This is a genomic window from Vreelandella zhaodongensis (assembly GCF_013415115.1).
GTDB classification, from domain to species: domain Bacteria; phylum Pseudomonadota; class Gammaproteobacteria; order Pseudomonadales; family Halomonadaceae; genus Vreelandella; species Vreelandella zhaodongensis.
Genome location: NZ_JACCDD010000006.1, coordinates 66,733 through 85,056, shown reverse-complemented (window position 1 = coordinate 85,056; position 18,324 = coordinate 66,733). Strand labels below are relative to the sequence as shown.

At 56.1% G+C, this 18,324-nt stretch carries 19 protein-coding genes and 2 riboswitches; of the genes, 7 read left to right on the top strand and 12 right to left on the bottom strand.

Annotation, left to right across the window (positions count from 1 at the left end; translation table 11 throughout):
• Positions 1-65 precede the first annotated feature (65 nt).
• Positions 66-257: riboswitch (cobalamin riboswitch) on the top strand.
• Between the two features lie 67 nt (positions 258-324).
• From HZS79_RS11530 to HZS79_RS11515, 4 genes are all read left to right on the top strand, one after another.
• Positions 325-507 (top strand): cupredoxin domain-containing protein, encoded by a 183-nt coding sequence (locus HZS79_RS11530; protein WP_179927948.1) that lies wholly within the window; start codon positions 325-327, stop codon positions 505-507.
• Positions 508-591: 84 nt separating this feature from the next.
• Complete coding sequence (locus tag HZS79_RS11525; RefSeq protein ID WP_179927947.1) at positions 592-1,608, top strand: ABC transporter substrate-binding protein; 1,017 nt, start codon at positions 592-594, stop codon at positions 1,606-1,608.
• Positions 1,605-2,669: a FecCD family ABC transporter permease gene (locus tag HZS79_RS11520; RefSeq protein WP_179927946.1), complete on the top strand. Its 1,065-nt coding sequence runs from the start codon at positions 1,605-1,607 to the stop codon at positions 2,667-2,669. The genes HZS79_RS11525 and HZS79_RS11520 overlap by 4 nt, the downstream gene beginning before the upstream one ends.
• Positions 2,669-3,433 carry an ABC transporter ATP-binding protein gene (locus tag HZS79_RS11515; RefSeq protein ID WP_179927945.1) on the top strand — a complete coding sequence of 255 codons (765 nt, stop codon included), beginning with the start codon at positions 2,669-2,671 and terminating at the stop codon, positions 3,431-3,433. The genes HZS79_RS11520 and HZS79_RS11515 overlap by 1 nt, the downstream gene beginning before the upstream one ends.
• A gap of 51 nt (positions 3,434-3,484) precedes the next feature.
• Here HZS79_RS11515 and HZS79_RS11510 read toward each other — a convergent pair whose 3' ends face one another.
• Genes HZS79_RS11510 through HZS79_RS11495 form a run of 4 tightly spaced genes read right to left on the bottom strand, consistent with a single transcriptional unit; the run spans position 3,485 to position 7,974 of the window.
• On the bottom strand, positions 3,485-4,255 hold the full coding sequence (locus tag HZS79_RS11510) for an ABC transporter ATP-binding protein (protein ID WP_179927944.1): 771 nt from the start codon (positions 4,253-4,255) through the stop codon (positions 3,485-3,487).
• Entirely contained in the window at positions 4,255-5,226 is a 972-nt protein-coding gene (locus HZS79_RS11505) for a FecCD family ABC transporter permease (protein WP_179927943.1), read from the bottom strand. The genes HZS79_RS11510 and HZS79_RS11505 overlap by 1 nt, the downstream gene beginning before the upstream one ends.
• A complete protein-coding gene (locus tag HZS79_RS11500; protein ID WP_179927942.1) occupies positions 5,226-6,194 on the bottom strand; it encodes a helical backbone metal receptor in 969 nt (322 codons plus the stop codon). Before HZS79_RS11500 ends, HZS79_RS11505 begins: the two co-directional genes overlap by 1 nt.
• A complete protein-coding gene (locus tag HZS79_RS11495) occupies positions 6,175-7,974 on the bottom strand; it encodes a TonB-dependent receptor domain-containing protein (protein WP_179927941.1) in 1,800 nt (599 codons plus the stop codon). Before HZS79_RS11495 ends, HZS79_RS11500 begins: the two co-directional genes overlap by 20 nt.
• Positions 7,975-8,116: 142 nt before the next feature.
• Positions 8,117-8,347: riboswitch (cobalamin riboswitch) on the bottom strand.
• A 74-nt stretch (positions 8,348-8,421) separates the two neighbouring features.
• Between HZS79_RS11495 and HZS79_RS11490 the strand changes: the two genes are divergently transcribed.
• Entirely contained in the window at positions 8,422-9,039 is a 618-nt protein-coding gene (locus tag HZS79_RS11490; protein ID WP_162219302.1) for a hypothetical protein, read from the top strand.
• 4 nt (positions 9,040-9,043) lie between these two features.
• Here HZS79_RS11490 and HZS79_RS11485 read toward each other — a convergent pair whose 3' ends face one another.
• The 8 genes from HZS79_RS11485 to cobT are packed head-to-tail and all read right to left on the bottom strand — an operon-like array spanning position 9,044 to position 15,182.
• Positions 9,044-9,472 (bottom strand): bifunctional adenosylcobinamide kinase/adenosylcobinamide-phosphate guanylyltransferase, encoded by a 429-nt coding sequence (locus HZS79_RS11485; protein WP_179927940.1) that lies wholly within the window; start codon positions 9,470-9,472, stop codon positions 9,044-9,046.
• Positions 9,424-10,077 (bottom strand): histidine phosphatase family protein, encoded by a 654-nt coding sequence (locus HZS79_RS11480; protein ID WP_162219304.1) that lies wholly within the window; start codon positions 10,075-10,077, stop codon positions 9,424-9,426. The genes HZS79_RS11485 and HZS79_RS11480 overlap by 49 nt, the downstream gene beginning before the upstream one ends.
• Complete coding sequence (cobS, locus tag HZS79_RS11475; protein ID WP_162219305.1) at positions 10,014-10,790, bottom strand: adenosylcobinamide-GDP ribazoletransferase; 777 nt, start codon at positions 10,788-10,790, stop codon at positions 10,014-10,016. The genes HZS79_RS11480 and cobS overlap by 64 nt, the downstream gene beginning before the upstream one ends.
• The gene (locus HZS79_RS11470) at positions 10,787-11,320 is read right to left on the bottom strand and encodes a bifunctional adenosylcobinamide kinase/adenosylcobinamide-phosphate guanylyltransferase (protein ID WP_179927939.1); all 534 of its coding nucleotides are present in this window, start codon (positions 11,318-11,320) and stop codon (positions 10,787-10,789) included. Before HZS79_RS11470 ends, cobS begins: the two co-directional genes overlap by 4 nt.
• Entirely contained in the window at positions 11,304-12,419 is a 1,116-nt protein-coding gene (cobD, locus tag HZS79_RS11465) for a threonine-phosphate decarboxylase CobD (protein WP_179927938.1), read from the bottom strand. Before cobD ends, HZS79_RS11470 begins: the two co-directional genes overlap by 17 nt.
• Positions 12,416-13,429 (bottom strand): adenosylcobinamide-phosphate synthase CbiB, encoded by a 1,014-nt coding sequence (gene cbiB, locus HZS79_RS11460; protein ID WP_179927937.1) that lies wholly within the window; start codon positions 13,427-13,429, stop codon positions 12,416-12,418. Before cbiB ends, cobD begins: the two co-directional genes overlap by 4 nt.
• A complete protein-coding gene (locus HZS79_RS11455) occupies positions 13,423-14,136 on the bottom strand; it encodes an adenosylcobinamide amidohydrolase (RefSeq protein WP_179927936.1) in 714 nt (237 codons plus the stop codon). The genes cbiB and HZS79_RS11455 overlap by 7 nt, the downstream gene beginning before the upstream one ends.
• Positions 14,133-15,182, bottom strand: a complete 1,050-nt coding sequence (gene cobT, locus HZS79_RS11450) for a nicotinate-nucleotide--dimethylbenzimidazole phosphoribosyltransferase (RefSeq protein WP_179927935.1) — start codon at positions 15,180-15,182, stop codon at positions 14,133-14,135. The genes HZS79_RS11455 and cobT overlap by 4 nt, the downstream gene beginning before the upstream one ends.
• Positions 15,183-15,466: 284 nt before the next feature.
• Between cobT and edd the strand changes: the two genes are divergently transcribed.
• Both edd and glk read left to right on the top strand, forming a co-directional pair.
• A complete protein-coding gene (gene edd, locus HZS79_RS11445) occupies positions 15,467-17,356 on the top strand; it encodes a phosphogluconate dehydratase (RefSeq protein WP_162219311.1) in 1,890 nt (629 codons plus the stop codon).
• Positions 17,356-18,321 carry a glucokinase gene (gene glk, locus HZS79_RS11440; RefSeq protein ID WP_179927934.1) on the top strand — a complete coding sequence of 322 codons (966 nt, stop codon included), beginning with the start codon at positions 17,356-17,358 and terminating at the stop codon, positions 18,319-18,321. Before edd ends, glk begins: the two co-directional genes overlap by 1 nt.
• Positions 18,322-18,324: the final 3 nt, after the last annotated feature.

Sequence of the window (18,324 nt, the reverse complement as noted above, 5' to 3'; positions counted from 1 at the left end):
ATCAAAGTCAATGGATGAAGATAGCCGAAAGATCATGCTTTCTGTTGTTCTACCTTTACCCGCCACCTAGAATAGCTGCCGTCGGTGTTCCTCACGGAACTTAATAGAGAATCCGCCGCGGCTTAGCCGCGAAACGGAACTGCCCCCGCAACTGTAGGCGGTTAGCGATGCTCAATGAGCCACTGGACGCATTGTCTGGGAAGGCGAGCTAGCCATGACCCGTCAGTCAGGAGACCTGCCGACCATGTTAATTAATCGAGCGCGACGGCTCGGCCAGCTATTTTATCTGGTCGAGCACGACGCTCATCATGCACGGGAGTGTACATGATTGAGGTAACAGGACATGAAGAAAGCGTCTGGGGCATTCAGTGCTCACCAAGCGACACCATGGGATTGGTCATGCGAACCCAGATGTGTGACCCCTCCGCTTCTGAGAGCAACTTACCCGGTAACCTACCGCCTGCCGCACGGCATCGATTTTTAGATATTTTGTCTGCAAACAGCTGAGACATGCTAGTGTTCTTCGCTCAGACAAACACAATGTTATAACATAACAATTGATCTAAAAATTATCTTCTGTAGGAACCCGAAATGAAGCATGTATGTTACTCACTGATAGCCGCATCGCTGCTACCTGCCTCATATGCGATAGCCAATGACACCATTTACCCTGTCACACTAACCAATTGCGGCACAGAAATAAGTGTGCCGTCAGCCCCGCAGCGAACGGTGACTATCGGCCAGTCGGCCACGGAGATCCTCTACTCCCTTGGTCTCGCTGACCGAGTGGATGGCACCTCGGTCTGGTTTAATCCGGTCTTACCACAATTTGCTGAGGTCAATGAACAGATCGAGCGAATCGCCAACGACGACCCGAGCTTCGAAGCCGTCGTCAATAAGCGGCCTGATTTGGTTGCGGTACAGTATGAGTGGCACGTGGGCCCCACCGGTAGCGTGGCCAGCCGGGATCAGTTCCATGAACTAGGCATCGCCACGTACATCATGCCCGCCGATTGCGACACCAAGGATAACTCTACTGGCGGCGATGGCACCCGCACCGCCGCTTTCTCCACAGAGTCCATCTATAAAGGAATCACCGAGCTAGCCGAAATTTACGATGTTCAAGACGCTGGTGAAGCTCTGGTGGCAGATCTCAACGCCCGAGAAGAACACGCTATCGATCTAGCGAGCAGCCTGAATTTGCCAGAAGACCTCTCGGCAGTTTTTTGGTTTTCATCGACGGATCTTGGAGTTAGCCCTTTCGTTGCAGGCCAACTTGGCGCACCGGGCTATATGATGGAAAAACTTGGCATTCGCAATGTCATTGAGTCTGATGAAGAGTGGCCCACCGTTGGCTGGGAAAGCATCGCCAAGGCTGACCCTGATGTGATTGTTATCGCGAGTATGGATCGTCGCCGTTTTCCTGCCGATGACATCGAAGCAAAGCGTGAGTTTCTGCGTAGTGACCCCGTCACTCGTGAGATGACAGCGATTAAAAATAACCGCATCGTGGAGATGGATGCCCATGCCATGAGCGCCACAATGCGCAGTATTTACGGTCTTGAGTCACTGGCCGAGGCCCTAGCAAACATGTCGTTTCACGAATGAGCATAGCGCTAACACAGCCCACAACTAGGCGCTTCGGGTTGCGCTGGCTTTGGGTGACGCCTCTTGTACTGGTGGCCGCGCTCATCGCGGGCACCGCTATCGGCGAGACACCAATTCCCGTTGATACGATTCTCAAAGTGCTTGCCAATCAACTGCTAGGTGCGGATTACTCGGTTGACCGAATCGACGAGGGTATTATCTGGAACTACCGCCTCAGCCGTGCCGTTGTCGCCGCCTGTTGTGGTACCAGCTTGGCGCTGGCGGGAGTGGTTTTGCAGGCCCTGCTGCGTAACCCTCTGGCTGACCCCTATTTAATGGGCATTTCTGCTGGAGCTTCTACGGGTGCGGTTGCAGTGGCGGTTGCTGGGTTAGGCGCTGGCATGCTGTCGTTATCGCTGGGTGCCTTCGCTGGCGCTCTACTCGCTTTTGGCATCGTCGTCATGCTCGCCCATGCAGCTAATAGTGGTGTCGGTGGTGGACGTGGTGTTCAGGCAGCAGGAGCGATTATTCTGGCGGGGATTGCTGGCTCGCAGCTGTTTAATGCACTGACTGCTTTTATCATCACCAAGTCAGCAAGTGCTGAACAGGCACGGGGCATTATGTTTTGGCTGATGGGCAATCTCTCTGGGGTGCGCTGGGCTGATGCTACCCTAGCGGTGCCTGCCGCGCTGTTCGGGCTAATGGTTTGCCTATGGCACCGCCGTTCCCTTGATGCGTTTACCTTCGGAGCCGATAGCGCCGCGTCTATGGGCATTGCAGTGCGCCCGGTACGAGGCATGTTGATTATCGCGATGGCGCTGGTCACTGCGGTAATGGTTTCCATCGTAGGAGCGATTGGCTTTGTTGGCTTGGTCATCCCCCATGCGATGCGCTTTATTGTCGGCAGCCAACACACGCGGTTGGTACCCGCCACGGCGCTTGCTGGCGCGGTATTTTTAATCGGTTCAGATATTCTTTCGCGCACTCTAGTATCTGGTCAGGTGCTTCCCATCGGGGTGATTACATCTCTGATCGGCGCGCCCGCTTTTGCGCTTATTCTTGTCCGTGGCAAGAGGCATTAATGCAATTATCCGCAGAACAACTCACCTGGGCGGTACATGGCACGCCACTGGTCGTTGACGTCAATCTCACCGTCGAGCCCGGTCAGACCTTTGGTCTGGTGGGGCCCAATGGCTCGGGAAAAACGTCCCTGCTGCGTCTGCTGGCCGGTTTGAACAAACCTAAGACAGGCCAAGTGCGGATTGATAGCCAGCCTTTACACGCCCTCAAACAACGGACTATCGCTCAATCTATTGCCTTAGTTGAGCAACAGGCTGATACCACCGATAGAATTACCGTACGCCAAGTGGTCGCGCTGGGCCGCACACCTTTCCTTTCCGCATTACGCGCCTGGTCAGTTGAAGATGATGCCATCGTGGCTAAAGCGCTGATAGATGTCGATATGGCGCATATGGCAGACAGGCTTTGGCATACACTTTCTGGCGGTGAGCGCCAGCGCGTGCATATTGCCAGGGCATTAGCTCAACATCCTACTATCCTGCTACTGGATGAACCCACCAACCACCTGGATATTCGCCACCAGCTTTCGATTCTTGAGCTGGTCAGGCAACTGCCAATCACCGTGATTATTTCCCTGCACGACCTTAACCAAGCCATGGAGTGCGACCGCATCGGCGTTATGGATAGCGGCCGCCTGATCGATAGCGGCCCACCGCGTGAGGTGCTCACTGCCAGCAGGCTACAACAGACCTTTGGTGTGCATGCCCATGTGATCGATGACCCTGCCGATGGCAAGCAATTCATGCGTTTTCGGAGTGCTGTTTAGGCTCTATTTGCATCGCCTAGTCAGCCTGAAGTAAGTATATCCATGCTGGCATCACCCTTTTATCGGCACAAACACCGGTGCGCCTTCAACCTCAACCACCGTCAGCCGCTGCCGGTAAAGGCTTTCCAACGCACTGGGCACTAGCATGGTGTCTCGCGGACCCCAGCAGGCCTCACCGTTTGGGTACAGCAACAGAATATGGTCACACCAGCGGGCGGCCAGGTTTAAATCGTGCAGACACATCATCACCGCACTGCCCTGGGCAGCTTGCTGAGCCATCAACGCCATCACCGCACTTTGGTGGTGTAGATCAAGATGATTGGTGGGTTCGTCGGCCAGCCAGATACTGGGGGCTTGAGTTAGCACAGTGGCCACCGCAACACGCTGCCTTTCGCCACCCGAAAGCGTACTGACAAGCCGGTGGCGCAGGTGCGCAACGTCCAACTGCTCAAGCGCTGCCTCGGCCCGAGCATAGTCGTCTGCGCCTTCCATCTGCCATAAAGAAAGATAGGGATGGCGGCCAATCAGCGCGGTTTCCAACACGGTCGCGGGAAAGCCGTCAAGGCGCTCCTGGAATACCATTCCCAGCATTTGTGCAATTTGCCGCCTACGCAGCGTTTCAAGGGGTTGCTCCCCTAGTAACACTTGCCCAGCACGCGGCGCATTTAGCCCTGCCAGGGTATGCAGCAGCGTGGTTTTACCTGCACCGTTGGGGCCAAGCACGCCCCATATCTGCCCAGGTTCGATGGCAATATTCAGCGCCGTGCCATCGTGCCTTTCTGGCACGTTGATGATGAGGTCTTGCGTAACCAGGCGGCTCATCAGCGGCTCCGGTAAAGCAGAAAGAGGAACGTAGGTACACCCAACAGCGCGGTAATCACCCCCACTGGCAACTGTTCCGGGGCAATTATCGTACGGGCCAGCGTATCGGCCAGCACCAACAGGGTACCCCCAGCCAGGGCGCAGGCCGGCAATATCAACCTCTGATCGTTGCCCAGCAACAGGCGCAGCATGTGCGGCACCACCAAGCCGACAAAGCCAATGCTGCCCGCCGTAGTAACGGCTGCGGCGGTTAACAGGCTGGCCGCGATGTAAATCCCCCACTCCAACGGGCGCACGTCAACGCCCAGTGCCGCTGCCTGCTGTGGGCCTCTGGCCAGCACATTTAAGCTACGGCCCAAGGGAATCAAGACAATACAGGTGAGTAATAACAGCAGCAGCGGCGGCCAGGGAGTACGCGCGTAGGAGAGATCGCCCATCAGCCAATACAGCATACCCGGCAGCCGGTCAGCAGGGCTTAATGCCAACATCAGGGTAATCACTGCGCCCCAGCCTGCCGCCACGACTACGCCCGTAAGCAACAGGCGTGAGGGCGTCCAACCGCCGCTACCATGAGCGAGGCCAAACACCAGAAACGTGGAGAGCAGCGCGCCTAAAAACGCCGAGCCTGACATAAGCACGCCGCCCACGCCTGCCAGCATGGCCGCCAATGCACCGATAGAAGCGCCACCGGAAAGCCCGAGCACATAAGGGTCTGCAAGAGGATTGCGCAGCAGCACTTGCATCAGAGCACCCGCTACCGCCAACAAACCGCCGACAGCAAAAGCCGAGAGCGCACGGGGAAGGCGTAAATCAATCACCATGGTCCGCGCCAGCGCATCGCCCTGCCCTTGTACCACCGCCCAAAGCTGTGCGGCGGAAAGCTGAGCACTGCCCACTGCCAGAGAGAACAGCATGGCGGCAATGGCAATGAGCGCCAGCAGGCTAAGGGATTGCCACAGGCGCGCTGTCATTAAGAGCTCCTGCTCATCGCTTGTGCTGCCGTGCGCTTTTGGCGGGTTTGCTCTAGTTTTTCACACAGCAACCGAGCACCCTCTAACAGGCGTGGCGTGGGTCGTTGAATCAGCGATGGGGGCACAAAATAGAGGCTATCATCCGCCACGGCGGAAAGATGAGGGTATTGCTCCCAGTGGGTCAGCCAGTGGCGGTTCTCTTCCCCCATACCACCGGCGATGATGGCTTCAGGATTGGCCACCAACACGGCTTCGTCATCCAACCTTGGCACCAAGCGCGGCTGATCGCCAAACACGTTTTCACCACTGCAAAGTTGCACCACTTGGCCGATGAGGTGCTCATCATTCACACTCATCAGTGGTTGGTCCCACACTTGGTAGAAAGTACGCACGGGGTCACGATCACCATAACGAGCTTCCAGGTCAGCCATGCCCTCTCTAAAATCATCAGCAACCTGCTGGCCTGCAGGCTCCGTTCCCGCTAAACGCGCCAGCCGTTCGATGGTATGAGCGACGTCGTCAACCGTTCGCGGCTCAATATAGAACACCGGCATCCCCAGCGCTTCAAGGGTTTCCATTTGCTCGGCAGGATTTCCGGTTACCCAGCCGATCACTAAATCAGGCGCCAGCCCTACTAACGCCTCTAAATCAATGCGCGTGTGACTGCCAACGGACGCAACGTCTTTGGCCTCTGGTGGATAGTCACTGTAGCTCACCACGGCGACCACTTGTTCTCCTGCGCCCGCAGCGTAGGTCAGCTCAGTCGCCCCAGGTGAGAGCGTGGCAATCCGCCGTGCGGAAAAGTGAAGGCATACCTCACGGTTGCGGTCATCTACCGCACAGCGGCTGTGATCCCCCGCCTGCGCTAAGTTGGAAACCACGCCGCCAAGCACAATGGCCGATATACTGGATAACAGTGCGAGGCCGATGGCCCCGCGACGTTTATTTTTATTGGCCAAAGTGAACACTTAAAAACCCTGCGCGGCCTGCGTTGATGTAGTCGGCACCATCAAATGAGCGCGTTGTAATGTAATCTTGATCCAACGCGTTTTCCAACGTTACCCGCGCACTCCACAGCGGGGCAAACTGCCAGCCGGCACGCAGGTTAACCAGCCCGTAACCGCTTAAGCGATCCTGATTCTGCGCGTCACGGTAACGATGGTTTTGAGCAATCCAGGATCCACCAACCGACCAGTCACCAAGCTCACGGTCTACGTCTAAGCGCAGGCTTTGGGAAGCACGATTTTGCAGGCGCTTGCCTGTTAGGCGGTTTTCAGGGTCGGTGTAGGTCAGCGCGGCAGCTAACGTCCAATCGTCGAGCTCAACACCCGCGGCTAACTCGGCCCCACGGATCCGTGTTTTCGGTACGTTAGACAACAAACCCTGACCAGCAATCAAGTTGTCGATATCGGTTTGATAGAGTGCCGCATCCCAGAACCAATGGGCGTACTGACCGCGCACGCCTACCTCAATGCTTTCCGAAGTTTCAGACTCCAAGTCAGGATTACCAAAGCCAGGGAAGTAGAGCTGGTTATAGGTGGGTGCGTTAAACGCGGTGCCATAGTTGGCACGCAAGGTGTGGTGGCCGTCTAGGTCATAGCCCACGCCTACGCTACCGGTGACCTCTTCGCCATAGGCTTCATTGTCGTCAAAGCGCAGGCTGGCTTGCAGCGTAAAGGGGGCAAAATCCAGCAGCGCTTGAGTAAATACTGCCGCGTTGCTACGGCTAGTTTCATCGTACGCCGTGGTGCTATTGACTCGGTCTTCGCTGTATTCAGCGCCTGCAATTAGCTCATGAGCCCCTGCTATAAAGGTGTTTTCCCAGCGGGCAGTACGCACTTTCGTGTCGAATACGGTGTCACCAAAGTTATCAAAGTTATCGCTTTCATCACGAGATTCACTGAGTGTTAAGCGGCTGCGCCAGTTATCGGTCATTGGCAGTTCACCGTAAACCCCTGCCACCTGCTGAACGAAGTCGTTTTCGCCACCATCGTACTCATTGTGACCACGGACACGAAGCGCAAGGACGCCTGCTTTTGCGCCGTTCTCAAAGGTGTGGGACACCCGCGCTAACGCCGTGGTGTTGTCATAGCCTTTATCGTCACCATCACGCCGAACCGGCTGACCATCAGTGGTAAAGTGGCTACCGGCAAAGCTATAACGAGTGCCACCTTCTTTGCCGCTAATACCGGCACTCAGGCGTTGGGTATTAAACGAACCACCACCGACAGAAATACGCGGTTGCGGGCCGTCCTCTTCACCTTGAGGAGTAAACAACTGAATAACACCGCCAATCGCGTCGGCACCGTATAGGCTACCACGCGGACCACGCACAATTTCAGCGCGATCAAACATGCGCGGCTCCAGATGCTGCCAGGCAGCCCCACCACTAGTGGCGGAGCGAAGACGAATCCCGTCAATCAACAGTACATTTTGGCCGCTACCGCTGCCACGAATAAAAACGCTGCTGTTTTTACCAAAGCTGCCATTTGTAGAAACATCCACCCCAGGCTGGCCGCGCAATAAGTCGGTAATACTTACCGGATCTTGGCGGCGTAACGTTGCTTCGTCCAGCACGGTCACCGAGGACAGGCTTTCATTGGCAGTACGTGGAGCAAGTGCGGCAGTAACGACCACAGGGTTTAAATGAGTAGCAGGCTCGTCGCTCGATTGGGCTTGAACGGCCATGGGTAGCGCAGCCATCGCAAACGCCGCCAGCGTGGCGGTGGAATGAAAACGGTAAGACATGAGGAGATCCCTTGCTCACTGTGCTCACCCGCACAGCGTGTTTTTTTGACCGAGCAAAGGGAGCTTAAGGGAGATCGGTAACCAAGCAGCTACCTATATCACCCTGAGCACGCCCTCCGCGTCTCGGTATGTTGTGGTCCTTTAGAACCATTCCTCTTAGGCCGGTCTCCGGGCTGACGAGCGAAAGGCGGGTAACAGAAACCATGCCTTTCCGAACGACCACCTTCCCGTGCAGAAGCACAGTGGCGTCTTAGCCGTTCTTGTCTCGATCACCGTTGCGGGGGCAGCGTTGGAATCACACAAAGCGTTCACCAACTTCCCGTTTCACTAGCGGCTTTAATCCACCGCCAGCACCTGAGAGTGGGCGTAAGCTAGCAACTTGCCGTGTGGAGGTCAATTCATGATGAGCTGCTAGAGTAAAGGCACTGCACGGAACAGGAGACGGTCATGATCGAGTCCTCGGCAGCTGGTGTACCCCGCTGGTTAAAACTGGCTTTTACACTATGGATCCTGGTCTGGGCACCAAGCTACGTAGTGCTGCTGGGAGCGCAGAACTTCTTTTGGCTATGTAACGTGGCGAGTTTTCTGCTGCTGGTGGCACTGTGGAGAGAGCAGCGCACTCTGATGTCGATGCAATGGCTGGCAGTGGCACTGGTCGGCAGTTTATGGAGTCTGGACGTCGCCATGGCGGCACTCACTGGCATACATCCTATCGGTGGCACCGAGTATATGTTTGACCCAGAGCATCCCCCCATGGCACGGGCTATGTCGCTCTATCACGTGGTGCTTCCGCTGGTGGCGGGTATCGGCATAACCAAGCTTGGCTATGCCCGCCGCGCCCTGCTGTGGCAGACCCTGCTAACTTGGGTTGTGGTGCCATTGACCTACCTGCTCACCGAAGCCGAGCGCAATATCAACTGGGTGCATGGACCCTTCGGCCACCCCCAGGATAGCCTCGACCCGTTGCTCTATCTGTTGCTACTCACGCTGCTCTGGCCCGTTATAGTTTACCTGCCAGTGCATCTGCTGATGATTAGCTGGCAGCGTTGGAGGAGCCAGGCTTAGTCCACTACTTAACCGCCTGCACCAACCCGTGCCGCACATGCCAAACCTGCTCGGATTGAGAGGCGGTATCTTGGCTAAACCAGCCGCTTAAATCGCGCAGGCGACGCTGGTCTCGGGCCATGGGAACGATACCCCGCCCTAACTCGTTCATGATGATGACCAGCGTTACCTCGTGGGTTTGTGCTGCACTCTCCAGGCTTTCCAGATCTCCCCGCCACTGAGCGCGCAACACATCGCTGCTTATATCCAGGCTCTGCACTGCCGCTAACCACTCAAATACACCATGAAGCACAAGCGGTACGCTAGGCTGCATGATGTGGGTCGCTTCGTGTAAACGCTGTCCTGGGGAAAGCCGCCACCAAACAGCACTGGGAAAGCGTGCTTTTACAGCGTCGCGCTTACCTGCGCAGGCACCGCCGATGAACAGCTGCATTGCCACTCTCCTTTGCCACCTTCACGTTCTTGATATGTCAGTTGCCAACGCCGCCCCTGCGCTTGGTGAACGATGCCTTCCCAAAAACCAATGGTTTCGAACCGACGCCGTAACTCGCGTATTACCCCGCCGTGGGTTACGACCAGCACTTTCTGATAATGATGTTCACGCGCATGGGCGGCCACCTGTTCAAGCCAAGCATTTAATCGGTCACGTAGTTGGCCGGAAGATTCACCGCCTGGAATTTGCAGCTCACCCACACTGTCAATCCAAGCGCGATAATGGGGCAAGTCTTTTAACTCATCATAAACTTTACCTTCATAGTCACCAAAATCTAGCTCCCGTAGCCGTGGCTCTAGATACAGAGGCACACCCGGCTTTGCCGCCTGCGACCATCCGAGGGTTTGCTGACAGCGGTTTAAATCGCTTGAATAAATAGCGTCAAAGCGCTCTTCTGCAAGTGCGTCACGCAATGCCAGCAGTCCCGCTTCCGCATCAGGAAACAGCAGCGGAATATCGCGCTGCCCTTGGTAGCGGCGCTCTAAATTCCAGGCGGTGATACCGTGGCGAACTGCCACCAGCTCCACATTAAGACCAGTAGCCAAAGCTCTCCTCCTTCAATAGTGGCACCAACCATATCGCCATTGATGCCGTTAAATAGACGCAGCAGTACCCTTCTGGCGATTACCACCCACACGACGATGGCTACCCCCCAGGCAAACAATGCAGGGGACACCGCACCAAGCAGAACCAACGGTAGCAAGGCATAACCAGCATCACGGGCGCTAAGCGACTGCTGCCAGCTCCATGCGAGACCTTTCGAGTCAGCGCAGGGGGTAAAAATCAGTAGCGCAACCCCAGCAAACCGGCCTAATGCAGGCACCGCCACCAGCCACCACAGCGGTGCTTGATAAGCCAACAGTGCCCACAGCAAAACGCCCTTCCAAGCCAGCAAAAACAGCAAGGCCAGGATGCCGAAACTGCCTATCTGGGGGTCTTTCATGATTTCCCAACGCCGTTCAAGGGGTTGGTTACTACCTAACGCGTCGGCAAGATCCATCACACCATCGAGATGCAAACCACCATAAAGCGCTACCCATAAACTAAGCAGTAACAATGCTGTTATTGGCGCTGGTGAACCTATAAAACTTAATAGCAGCGCGCTTAACGCCAGCACGCTGCCAATTAATAACCCCACCAACGGATAGGCACGGATTGCCCAGCGGCGGGTGGCAGGTGTCCACGGGCAGGCAACAGGAACCGGAATTCGGGTTAGAAACTGCAGCGCGAGCATCAGGCCGAACAGCGCATCTTTCATCGTTTCCACTCCATGGCACAGCCCGCAATGACTTCAAGCACTGAGTCAGCTTCCGCCGCTAACCAGCGGTGCAGGCACTGGATAAACTCAACGTAGCGCCAGGTAGCGGGCTGATTGGGAATTAGCTCTTCGTTGAGATCGTTCGACACAATTACCAATGTCAGCCCCCGTGCTTGTGCATCACGCAGGCAGTGAGCCAACAGCGCCAGACCTTGCTCATCACTGAATTCTTCATTTGGCTCAGCGCCAAACAGCACTTGCCCAGCCCACAGGGTTAAACAATCGAGTAGCACCGCGTGGTGATCGGGCACTTGGGCAATGGCTTGGTCAATTGCCAGGGGCGCTTCTAGCGTCACCCATTGGCCTTCCCGGCGTGCCTGATGGCGCGATACTCGGTCGGCCATTTCTACGTCGTAAACACTGGCAGTGGCAATGTAATAGCAGTTGGCGTCACCCGCCGCGCTGAGCACACGCTGCTCCGCTACTTGGCTTTTTCCAGAGCGAGCCCCCCCACTAACAAAGACAATCATGCAACACCTTTAGCAACCGGTTATTTGCCGACTCATCACGCAGTGCCAAGCGCAGCCAGCTGCCCTCAAGCCCTTTAAAACTATGGGTATGTCTCGCCAATAGTCCTTTATAAAGCATGCGTTCAAACAGATCTGCGCTGGTCACGCCGCGTTCACGCTGTAAAACACTAGGCCGCACAAGGAAAAAGCAGCTATGACTGGTCACCACCTCAAGCCCTAACGCCTGCAACGCCTTACCCATACGTGGCTGCTCACTGGCCAGCCACTGCTGGGTGAGCCGTGCAAATTCACTATCCGCTAGCAGCGGCGCCACCAGTTCGGCGGCAAGGTGGTTCACACTCCAGGGCGGCTGGTGGTGGCTCATGGTGGCTACTATGTTTTTCGAAGCCAGCACGTAGCCTAGGCGCAATCCAGGCAAGGTATAAAACTTGGTCATTGAGCGTAGCAGCACTAAATGACAGTACCGCTTAAGCAGCGGCGTCAACGGCTCAACGTCTATCGATAGGTCGATAAACGCTTCATCAACCACCACCTGGGTACCGGTTGTCTGCGTATGTGCTAGCAGTGTCTCTACTGCGTCAATGGGTATCAGCGTGCCAGTCGGGTTATTCGGGCGGCACAGAAACACCACGTCGGCGGTTGCCGCTTGCTCTAGTAGGTCGGCCATCTCACAAGCGAAATGCGGCTCGGGCAACACATGCTCGGTAATTTCAATACGGTAGGCAGAACAAGCTCTGGCATATTCACCAAAACTGGGAGCCAGTAATAAGGCTCGGCCACCGGCATGCAGCGCCGCGGCAAGAAAAATCGCTTCCGCCCCACCATTAGTCAGCAGTACTTGTGCTGGCTGAACACCGTTGTGCGCCGCAATGGCCTGCCGGGCTGACGCATAGTCTGGCGAGGGGTAGCGGCTAAGCCCGCCAAGTCGAGTTACCAGCCAGCTTGCTACCCACTCGGGCGGCCCAAACGGGTTAAGGTTAGCGCTCACATCGTCAACCATATGGTCGGCAGGTAATCCAAAACGCTTCAGCATCGCTGCGGCCTGGCCACCATGGCTTGGCCAGTCAGCCGCCTCATGAACAGTGGTTTGACGACTCATAACCATACGCCCCCCGCGCCTGCCGAACTCATTAATACGCCCGCTAATACACTCATCAACACGGCCATTAACAAGAAAAACAGCAGCCAAGCGCCGTGCATCAATTTAATCGTGACGTTGATATGCGAAAACGTCAGTGTTTCCAGCGGGGAGCCAAGGGTTGCTCGATGGGAAACCGCGCCCTGATAAACATTGGTGCCGCCCAGTTGCACACCCAACAGATTCGCGACCATGGCTTCTGGCCACCCCGCATTAGGGCTTGGGTGACGGGGCGCTTCGCGGCAGGTGGCCGTAATGGCTCGACGCCAATATAGCGCCGACGAGTGCCAGCTGATCAGCACCCCGGCAGCCCACAAACAGAGCGCGGTCAGCCTTGCGGGCAGCCAGTTAGCCATATCATCGAGCTTCGCCGAGGCATAACCGAAGTCGCTGTAGCGTTTGTTTTGGTAGCCCACCATGGAGTCCAGCGTGTTGATTGCTTTATAAGCCAGCGCCAGCGGCGCACCGCCGATAAGAGCGAAGAAAAGCGGCGAGGTGATGCCGTCCACCGTATTTTCTGCAATGGTTTCCACCGCACCGCGGGTAATTTCCGCTTCATCCAGTTGCTCGGTATCACGCCCCACCACCATGGCAAGTGCATTGCGCGCCGATGCAAAATCACCGTTAGCCAGCGGCACGGCAATGGCGCGCCCCGCTTCCGCCAAGCCTTTTATGGCCAGCGTTGTCGCCAGCAGCCATAGCTCGGCAGCTAGCCCAAGCCAAGGATGCACCCAAGTCAGTACCACCAAACTCAGCCAAGCAAGGCTAAACGTGCCCAGCACAATGGTTGCAGTGAGTAAAAAGCCCAGGAGCCGACGGCGCTTGTCACTTCCCTGGTTCCAGCGCTGCTCAAGTGCGCTGATGGCACGTCCTATTATTACCACGGGGTGCGGTAGCGAACGGGGATCGCCAACGACTAAATCAATGACAATCGCAATCGCTACTAAAACGACAGACGTTAACCCTAGCATGGTGAAGCCTGCTGCGATTTAATCAGCGATCCCAACGTCGCCTGATACACCGCTTGCCCTATCGCTCGCCCAATAGCAGTGCCAGAGCCTGCATAAGGTGTTGGATCGCCACGCTGCGTAACGGCGATAGACAGGCTATCGGTTGATGTGCCGGTGGCGGGCGTTCCGCTGAATGGGTCATTAACGCCTATTTTTCTCAGCGCCTGAACTTTCGCTTCCGTTGCCGAGAGAGAGGCATTAACCAGCGCACCATCAGTTAAATAAGCATCTAAAAAAAGAAACGTATTAATCGTGCCCACCTTGGGTGTGCTTCTCAGCATTAAACGAGGGTCTGCGTCGCTTGAAACGCTAATATCCACCGCGTTGCCAACACCTGCCGTCACCAACGCCAGCACACCATTGGGTGTTTCAGCCAACGGTACGCTGACGGCACAAACGCTGTGCAGGCGCACTGCAGTCATCATGGCAACAGCGGATAGCGGTAGTTGTTGATCATCTAGCCAGCGCATCAGGTCATCTTTCGGGTGATGGCCATCGTAGTCTTTATCGACGTGGAAATTTGCGAAGTGTTGGCGATGACCAAACCCGCCCCCCACAAGCGCACTACTCAGGGTATACAGTGGCTCAGCAGCAGACACCACCAAGCAGTGTTCGCTTTGCGACCACATTAGCGGCTGGCTAAATGAAAGCGTATCAATCTCGCTCATGGGGCAGCATTATCACTAATGCCCGCATCAGCAAAGGTGGCCATTTCACTGAGCATCGCGGCGGCGGCCTGCAATAAAGGAAATGCCAACGCCGCGCCACTGCCTTCTCCCAGGCGCATTCCCAAGGCTAGCAGCGGCGACGCATCAAGCGCCTCAAGGGCCGTGGCGTGACCGGGCTCTTCAGAACGATGTCCAAAAATCAAATAACCGCGCACCGCCGGACATAAACGACAGGCAGTCAGAGCGGCTACCGTGGCGATAAAGCCATCCACAATGGCAGGGCGTCGGTTTGCCGCCGTGGCTAAATAAGCCCCTGTCATGGCGGCGATCTCTAACCCGCCTAGCTTGGCTAACACCTCCATGGGGTCTTCGGCATTAGCTTGGCGTGCGCTTAGCGCCCGCTCGATCACCGCTACTTTATGAGCCTGCTGGGTGCTACTAATACCGGTACCAGCGCCCACTAACTGGGCCACTGGTTTACCTGTCAGTGCCGCCAGCATAGCGCTGCTTGCCGTGGTATTAGCAATGCCCATTTCACCAACAATAATACATTTCGCGCCCGCCTGAACGGCTCGCTCAACGGCCTCGCAGCCTACCTGTAATGCAGCTAACGCTTCGTCACGGCTCATGGCATCTTCAAGCACCATATTGGCGGTGCCCGCGCGCACCTTGGCATCGGTAATACCCGGCATCACTAGGTGTGAAGCAACGCCAACATCCACGACCTCAACCTGGGCGCCAATTTGTCTAGCAAAGACATTAATTGCCGCACCACCACGGTCAAAATTAGCCACCATCTGTGCCGTGACTTCTTGCGGAAAGGCTGACACGCCCTCTTCAGCAACACCATGATCAGCAGCAAAAATCAGCACGCTGGGCGGTGTCACCGAAGGCTTGCTACTGCCCGTCATCTCGCTGAGTTTAACGGCCAACGCTTCTAACTGCCCAAGGCTGCCGGGCGGCTTGGTTAGCGTATCAATATAGCGAAGCGTCAATGCGCCAGTGTGGCTATCAAGTGGCGTGACTTGGTTAACGATGGGGTGCATGGCAGCTCCAGTGCAGCAATCAAATTCATTTTGCGCAAGATGGTAGCAAAAGCGCGGCTGCTATACTTGCGCTTTAAGGCGCTTCACCCCCATGAGGGAACGGATTGCCCTTTTATCCTTACTGTTCACAAAAGCATCATCATTTACGACGATAGTCTTTATTAACCAGGGGGTAATAAAACTACAAATATGGTTTTTATTGCCGTAAAGTCTCTTATATCGACGAAAAAAGATGTAAAATAACTACAAACTTGACTCACCGTCTCTACCATGCAGAGGTCACTATGCCGAGCTCAACACCCGCTACTTTAAATTCTACCGTTGCTGAGGTTACCCAACGCATTCGTGAGCGCTCTGCCGAACGGCGTGCTCTCTATGAGCAACGCATGGCGGACCAGCATAAGCGTGGTGTGCATCGTGCAGAGCTATCCTGCGGTAACCTGGCCCACGGCTTCGCCGCCTGTAGCCCCCAAGAGAAAGACTCCCTGAAGCTGATGAACAGCGCCAACCTGGGGATTATTTCTTCTTACAACGACATGCTGTCGGCCCACCAGCCGTTTGAAACCTTCCCAGAAACCATCAAAGCCGCTGCCAGCGCCATGGGTTCAACCGCCCAGTTTGCCGGTGGTGTTCCTGCCATGTGTGATGGGGTTACCCAAGGGCAACCGGGCATGGAACTGTCGCTGTTTTCCCGCGATGTGATTGCGATGGCTGCTGCGGTTGGGCTTTCACACAACATGTTTGATGCTGCCCTTTACCTGGGCGTGTGCGACAAGATTATCCCTGGCCTGTTTATCGCTGCTGCGCGCTTTGGCCATCTACCCGCCATGTTCGTACCGGCCGGCCCGATGCCCAGCGGCCTACCGAACAAAGAGAAAGCGCGCATTCGCCAGCTATACGCGGAAGGTAAAGTGGGCCGCGAAGAGCTGCTGCAAGCGGAGTCTGACTCCTATCACAGCCCTGGCACCTGTACCTTCTACGGTACTGCCAACTCGAACCAGCTGATGATGGAAGTAATGGGCCTTCACCTGCCGGGTACCTCGTTTGTGAACCCAGGCACGGAAATGCGTGAAGCCCTGACCCGTTACGCGACCGAGCAGGCGATTCGCAACACCGAACCTGGCGGCGACTATCGTCCTTTCTTCAAGCAAATTGATGAGCGCGCCATCGTCAACGCGGTGGTGGGGTTGCTGGCATCGGGTGGTTCAACCAACCATACGCTGCACTTGATTGCCATGGCAGCCGCTGCGGGCATTACGCTGAACTGGGATGACTTCACCGACCTATCCGCTGTAACGCCCAGCTTGATGAAGGTATACCCCAACGGCCAAGCGGACATTAACCACTTCCAGGCGGCAGGCGGTATGAGTTACCTGTTCCGCGAACTGCTGGGCGCGGGCTTGCTGCACGGCGATATCCCGACAGTATTCGGCACTGACTTAACCGCTTATACCCAAGAGCCGTTCTTGGAAAATGGCAAAGTGGTATGGCGTGAAGGGCCAGAAAACAGCCTGGACGAAGACGTCTTACGGCCAGTGACTACCCCCTTCGCAGCTACCGGCGGTCTAACGGTAATGAAAGGCAATCTGGGACGAGGCGTGATCAAAGTATCCGCCGTTGCCGACGAGCACCGCGTGGTAGAAGCACCGGTGAAAATCTTCGGAGACCAGAACGAAATGAAGGCGGCGTTTGAGTCTGGAGACTTAGATCGCGATGTCATCGTTGTGGTGCGCTTCCAGGGGCCAAAAGCCAACGGCATGCCGGAACTACACAAGCTGACGCCGTTCCTGGGCGTACTGCAGGACCGTGGTTTCAAAGTGGCGCTGGTGACCGATGGGCGTATGTCCGGCGCGTCGGGTAAAGTGCCTGCTGCGATTCACATTAGTCCGGAAGCACTGGACGGCGGCCCGCTATCGAAACTGCGCGACGGCGACATTGTGCGCCTGGACGCCAACGCCGGTACGCTGGAAGCCAAAGTAGAGGCGGCTACCTGGGCAGACCGCGAACGCGTGGTGGCTAATCTGGACCACTATCACGTAGGCCTGGGCCGCGAACTGTTTAGCGGCTTCCGCCACTTAGCCATGCGTGGTGAAGAAGGCGCAGGCTCGTTGGGCGGCTTTGAAGCCGATGACCTTGCCCGCCAACAGGACCAGATTCTTCAAGAGGATGCCTGATGCGACCGGCATTAATTGGTGATATTGGTGGTACCAATGCCCGCCTGGCGCTCGTCACGCCAGGTGGGGTGACGCCCCACGATATTATTAATCTTCCCTGTGCTGACTACCCTGGTGTTATCGACGCGATTCAGGACTACCTGGAGCGCGTGGGAGCCACCCGGGAAAATGCACCGGTGGAAGCCTGTCTGGCGTTTGCCTGCCCGGTTCACGCCGAGCGAGTCAAGATGACCAATAATCACTGGGATTTTATGAAAAGCGATGTTCAGCAAACGCTGAATCTGTCGCTATTCAAAGTGATTAACGACTTTACCGCCCAGGCGTTAGGCGTCCCCCATGTGGACACCGACAATTTGGTAGAAGTGCAAGCGGGTGTGGCTCAGTCTCACTCTACCCGCCTAGTGATAGGCCCTGGTACAGGCTTAGGTGTTGCTGGCGTTTTCCCCGGCCAGCATGCTTGGATACCTCTCCCCACTGAAGGCGGTCACGTCACGTTTGCCCCCACTGACAGCACCGAGCGTGCACTGCTGGATGTGTTTCTACAGCATTACCAACGGGTCAGCGTGGAACGCATTTTATGCGGCCAGGGCCTACTGGAGCTGTATCAAGCCCATTGTGCGCTGAACGAGCAAACGCCTAGCTACACGACGCCAGCAGAGGTTACCCAAGCCGCCAACCAGGGTGACCCTACGGCCACCGCCACCCTGCTGCGCTTTTTAAAAATCCTCGGCGATGTATGCGGCGACGCGACCCTAACAATGGGAGCCAGGGGCGGCGTTTATCTATGCGGCGGAATTTTACCGCGCCTGCTGGAGTGGCTACCCAAATCCGAGCTACGTGATAGCTTTGTGAACAAAGGCCGGATGGGCGCTTATAACGCCGATATTCCCGTGTGGATTGTGACTCACCCGTGGACAGGGCTGCTCGGCGCCGCCGAAGCGCTGCATAACGAAGAAGTCTTTTAACTT